This window comes from Paractinoplanes durhamensis (assembly GCF_016862175.1).
GTDB classification, from domain to species: domain Bacteria; phylum Actinomycetota; class Actinomycetes; order Mycobacteriales; family Micromonosporaceae; genus Actinoplanes; species Actinoplanes durhamensis.
Genome location: NZ_BOML01000109.1, coordinates 1 through 5902, shown reverse-complemented (window position 1 = coordinate 5902; position 5902 = coordinate 1). Strand labels below are relative to the sequence as shown.

Annotated in this window: 2 protein-coding genes; both read right to left on the bottom strand. The window is 73.8% G+C overall.

Annotated features, from left to right (window positions below):
• Nucleotides 1–5289, bottom strand: a 5289-nt coding sequence (locus Adu01nite_RS47235; RefSeq protein ID WP_203735974.1) for a type I polyketide synthase, incomplete at its 3' end; no start/stop codon positions are given.
• A gap of 20 nt (nt 5290–5309) precedes the next feature.
• Nucleotides 5310–5902, bottom strand: a 593-nt coding sequence (locus tag Adu01nite_RS47230; RefSeq protein ID WP_239133246.1) for a phosphopantetheine-binding protein, incomplete at its 5' end; no start/stop codon positions are given.

Genomic DNA, 5902 nt, shown 5'->3' with positions numbered 1-5902 from the left:
CTCGGCGTCGAAGTCCGCCGCGTCGTGCAGGAATCCACCCTCGCGGGTGTAGCTCTTTCCGGCCGCCTCCGGGTCGGGGTCGAACAGCCGCTCGACATCCCACCCCCGGCCGTCGGGAAACGTCGAGATCCCGTCCCGGCCGGCCGCCACCAGCTCCCACAGCTCCTCCGGTGAGGACACCCCGCCCGGGTAGCGGCACGCCATGCCCACGATGGCGATCGGCTCGTCGGAGCCGGTGATGGTGGTCGCGGCGGGCTTCGCGGGCCGGTCGAGCACCAGTTCGGCGCGTAGCTGACGGGCGAGGACCGCCGGGGTCGGGTAGTCGAAGGTCAGGGTGGCGGGCAGGCGCAGGCCGGTCGCGACGCCCAGCCGGTTGCGCAATTCGACCGCGGTCAGGGAGTCGAATCCCAGTTCCTTGAACGGCAGGCCGGTGTCGACGGTGTGCGGTGACGGGTGGCCGAGCACCAGGGCGGTGGTGGAGCGCACCACGTCGAGCAGCGCCTTGTCCTGCTCGGCTTCGGAGAGCGCGGCCAGGGTCGCGAGCAGGCCGCTGCGCGACACCGACCCGGGTTTCGCCGGCCGCGCCCGTACGAGGTTCCGGAGAAGGGCGGGGAGTAAACCGGCGACGGATTGCGCCTGCAATGCCTTGGTGTCGAGGCGGATCGGGACGAGCACGGGATGCTCGGCGTCGAGGGCCGCGTCGAAAAGGTCGAGCGCCTGCTCGGCGGAGAGCGGCAGGACACCGGAGCGGGCGAGCCGGGCGTGGTCGGCGGCGCCGAGACCGGCGACGACCCCGCTCTCCTGATCCCACGGGCCCCAGGCGAGCGACACCCCCGGCAGCCCGGCGGATCGGCGGTGCTCGGCGAGCGCGTCCAGGAACGCGTTGGCCGCCGCGTAGTTGGCCTGCCCGGGGTTGCCGAGCACGCCGGCTGCGGAGGAGAACAGCACGAACGCCGACAGATCACGGTCGCGGGTCAGCTCGTGCAGGTTGACGGCCCCGTCGACCTTGGGCCGCAGCACGCGTTCCAGTTGCTCGGCGGTGAGCGACTCGATGGTGGCGTCGTCCACGATGCCGGCGCAGTGCACGACCGCGGTCAGGTCTGCCACGCCGGCGAGCAACGCCGCCAGCGACTCCCGGTCGGCCACGTCACACGCCGCCACCGTCACCTCGGCGCCGGCGGCCGACAGCTCGTCGCGCAGCTCGGCCGCACCGGCGGCGGCGAGACCCCGCCGGCCCGCCAGCACCAACCGCCGTACCCCGTACTCCGCCACCAGATGCCGGGCCACCAGGCCGCCCAGCGCCCCGGTGCCGCCGGTCACCAGGACCGTTCCGGCCGGGTCGAGCGACAGCCGCGGCGCCGCCTCCGCCCGCACCAGCCGTGGCACGACGAACGCCCCGTCGCGCACCGCGACCTCCGGCTCTCCGGAGGCCACCGCCGCGCCCAACATGTCGTCGTCGACGCCGTCGCCCTCCACCAGCACGTACCGGCCCGGATACTCCGTTTGCGCCGAGCGCACCAACCCCCGTACCGCCGCATGAGCGAGGTCGCCGGCGCTCGTCACCACCACGAGCCGGTCCGTCGAGCGCACCGCGGCCAGGACCTCATCGAGCAAGGTCCGGGTCGCCGTGGCGGGCGCACAGCGCAGCACGTCCGGAAGCTCGACCGGCTCGACCGGCTCGACCGGCACCCACTCGACGCGGAACAGCCGGTCGCCTCCGGAGGTACGGCCCGGTTCGGTCGCCGTGCGCAGGACCACCGCGTCGACCGACAGCACCGGGGAGCCGGCCGGGTCGGCCGCCAGAATGGTGGCGGTGTCACCGTCCAACGCCAGGCGTACGCGGAGCGCGGGCACGCCGGCGGCATGCACGGATACGCCGGTCCACGTGAACGGCACCCGGATCGCCTCGCCGGATCCCAGCAACCCGACGGTGTGCAGCGCGGCGTCCAGCAGGGCGGGGTGCACGATGTAGCTGCCCGCCTCGGCCTGGTACGCGTCGGGCAGGGCGACCTCGGCGAATACCTCCGACTCGCGCCGCCACGCCGTATGGAGGCCTTGGAACGCCGGCCCGTACCGGTAGCCGCGGTCGGCGAGGTCTCCGTAGAGGGAGCTGACGTCCAGCGGATCCGCGCCGGCCGGCGGCCACTCGGCCCACGGCACGGTCGCCGGGCCGGTGCCGGGCATGAGGGTGCCGCTGGCGTTGCGAGTCCATGTCGAGTCGTCGGCTTCCGGGCCGTCCGGGCGGGAGTAGATCGCCACGGACCGGGCACCGGTGTCGGCGGGTGCGCCGACGGCGAGCTGGATCCGGGCTGGGCCGGACAGCACGAACGGCGCCTCGAGGATCAGTTCGGCCACGTGCTCGCAGCCGACCTCCACGCCGGCGCGCAGTGCCAGCTCGAGGAGGGCCGAACCGGGCAGCAGCCGGCTGTCCCCGATGACGTGGTCGGCCAGCCATCCCGGCGTACCGGCGGCGACCCGGCCGGCCAGCAGCACACCATCGTGCTCGGCGAGCGCGACGGTGACGCTCAGCAGCGGGTGGTCGGACGGCGTCAGTCCGGCGTCGGCGAGGTCGCGGGCGGTCGAACCACCGGGCACCTGCCAGTACCGCTGCCGCTGGAACGCGTAGGTGGGCGCGTCCACGAGTTCGCCGACTCCGCCGGCGACGGCGGGCCAGTCGACCGGCACTCCGCGTACGTGCAGGGCGGCAGCGGCGGCCAGCGCGGCCGACACCTCGGGGCGGTCCCCGCGCAGGAGCGGGACGACGGTCGCCGGCTTGTCGAGGATCTCGTCCACCATCGGGGTGAGGACGGCGTCGGGGCCGACCTCCAGGAACGCGGTCACGCCCACCGTGGCCATGGCCTGGATCCCGGCAGCGAACAGCACGGGCTGCCGGACATGCCGCATCCAGTGCTCGGCCCCGACGGGGGCGTGCACCTGCCCGGTGAGGTTGGAGACGACGGGGATGTCCGGCTGCCGGTAGCGCAGGCCGGCCAGGACCTCGTGGAACTGCGCCAGCATCGGCTCCATGCGGGGCGAGTGGAAGGCGTGGCTCACCCGCAGCCGCCGGGTCTTGCGGCCCTGCTCGCGCAGCAGCGCCGCGATGTCGTCCACCATGTCGGCGTCGCCGGAGACGACCACCGATCGGGGTCCGTTGACCGCCGCGATCGACGCCCGCTCCTCATGCCCGGTCAGCAGCGCCGCCACCTCGTCGTGGCCGGCCTGTACCGCGACCATCGCGCCGCCGTCCGGCAGCGCCTGCATCAACCGGCCACGCGCGGACACCAGCCGGCTCGCGTCGGCCAGGTCGAAGACCCCCGCGACGTGGGCCGCGGCCACCTCGCCGATGGAATGGCCGGCCACGAAGTCCGGCGTCAATCCCCAGCTCTCCAGCAGTCGGTACTGCGCGACCTCGATCGCGAACAGGCCGGCCTGGGCGAACCCGGTCTGGTCGACAAGGTCGCCCTTCGGCCCCCACAGGACATCGCGCAGGTCCTCGTCGAGATGCTCGCAGGCGGCGTCGAAGGCGGCGGCGAACACGGGATATGCCCGGTACAGCTCGCGGCCCATGCCGGCGCGCTGGGCGCCCTGTCCCGAGAACAGCACGGCGAGGCGGTTTCCCGGCCGGCCGATGCCCTCGAGGACGGCCGGGTCCTGGCCGTCGTCGGCGATCGCGCCGAGGCCGCGAAGCAGGCTTTCGCGGTCCGCACCGAGGACCGCGGCCCGGCGGTCCAGGTGGGTGCGGGCGGTGGCGAGCGTGTACGCGAGGTCGGCGGCGGTGACCTCGGGGTGCGCCACGACGTACTGTGCCAGCCGCCGGGCCTGTGCCCGCAGCCCGCCCTCGCCATGACCGGAGACCAGCACCGGCAGTTGCACGCCCGGCTCAGCCGGATCGGGTGCCGCCGGATCGGGTGCCTGCTCCAGGATCACGTGGGCGTTGGTGCCGCTGATCCCGAACGACGACACACCGGCCCGTCGGGGGCCCGTGCGGCGCGGCCACTCGACCGCCTCGGTCAGCAGCGCGACCGCGCCCGCCGACCAGTCGACCTGCCGGGTCGGTTCGTCGACGTGCAGGGTCCGGGCCAGCCGGCCGTGCCGCATCGACATGACCATCTTGATGACCCCGGCGACACCGGCGGCGGCGGACGTGTGGCCGATGTTCGATTTGACCGAGCCCAGCCACAACGGCCGGTCGGCCGGCCGGTCCTGGCCGTAGGTGGCCAGCAGGGCCTGGGCTTCGATCGGATCGCCGAGCGCGGTGCCGGTGCCGTGCGCCTCGACCGCGTCCACCTCGCTCGCGGGGACCCGGGCGGCCGCCAGCGCCCGCCGGATGACCCGCTGCTGGGCCGGGCCGTTGGGGGCGGTGAGGCCGTTACTGGCGCCGTCCTGGTTGGTGGCCGAGCCGCGGATCACGCCCCAGACGCGGTGGCCGTTGCGGACCGCGTCGGACAGCCGCTCCAGCAGGAGCACGCCGGCCCCCTCGGACCAGCCGGTGCCGTCAGCGGCATCGGCGAACGACTTGCAGCGCCCGTCCAGCGACAGACCCCGCTGGCGGCTGAACTCCACGAAGAGGCCCGGCACCGACATGACGGTGACCCCACCGGCCAGCGCCAACGAGCATTCGCCGGTACGCAGCGCGTGCCCCGCCAGGTGCATCGCGACCAGCGACGAGGAGCAGGCGGTGTCGATGGTGACCGCGGGCCCTTCGAGGCCGAATGTGTACGCCACGCGCCCGGACAGCACGCTGCCCGAGGTGCCGGTGAGGGTGTAGCCCTCGACGCCGCGTGCGGCGTCCTGCACGCCGACGATGAACCCGGGGGTCGCCGCGCCGGCGAATACGCCGGTGCGGCTGCCGCGCAAAGTGGTGGCGTCCAGGCCGGCGCGCTCGAAGACCTCCCAGCACGTCTCCAGCAGCAGCCGCTGCTGCGGGTCCATGCCGAGGGCCTCACGCGGCGAGATCCCGAACAGGCCGGCGTCGAACTCGGCCGCGTCGTGCAGAAAGCCGCCCTGGTCGGTGAGGGACGTGCCGCTCCGCTCGCCGGTCGGGTCGTACAACGACTCCAGACCCCAGCCGCGGTCGGCGGGGAACTCGCCGACGGCATCGCGTCCCTCGGCGACCAGATCCCACAGGTCTTCGGGCGACCGCACACCACCGGGGTACCGGCACGCCATGCCGATGATGGCGATCGGCTCCTGGCCGGCCTCCTCGACCTCGCGCAGCCTGCGGCGGGTCTCGTGCAGGTCAGCAGCGACCCGCTTGAGATAGTCGACCAGCGTCTCGTCGTTCGGCACCTGGAGTCTGCCCTTCCCGGTCAACGGATCCCGAGCTCGTCGTTGATGAATGCGAGTACCTCGTCGGTGGTGGCCGTCTCCAGCCGATCGCCGACCGCCGCGGCCGCGGCCGGCACGCGCCGCTGCTTCCACCTCGCCACGAGCTCCTCGAGCCGGGCGGAGACCAGGTCCTCGTCCTCGCTGTCGGGCGCGGCGGCGAGCGCGGCCTCCAGCCGGTCCAGTTCGGCCCGCAGGGCGGCTCCGGCCGGCACCGCCGGTGTCGGGTCGCCGCCGATCTCGGTCAGCAGGTGTTTGGTGAGGGCCGCCGGGTTGGGATGGTCGAAGACCGCGGTGGCGGACATCGTGAGCCCGGTGGCGGCGTTGAGGCGGTTGCGCAGCTCGACCGCGGTCAGCGAGTCGAAGCCGAGGTCCTTGAACGGCACGACCGGATCGATGTCGCCGGGAGCACCGTGCCCGAGCACGGTCGCGACGTCCCCGCGGATCATGTCGAGCAGCAGATTTCGCCGCTCGGACAAGGGGAGGGCGGTCAGCCGTTCGGCGAGTGTGCCGGAGCCACCGTTGCTCGCTGCCGCCACCCGTCGTCCGGTTCCGCGCACCAGCCCTTTGCAGACGG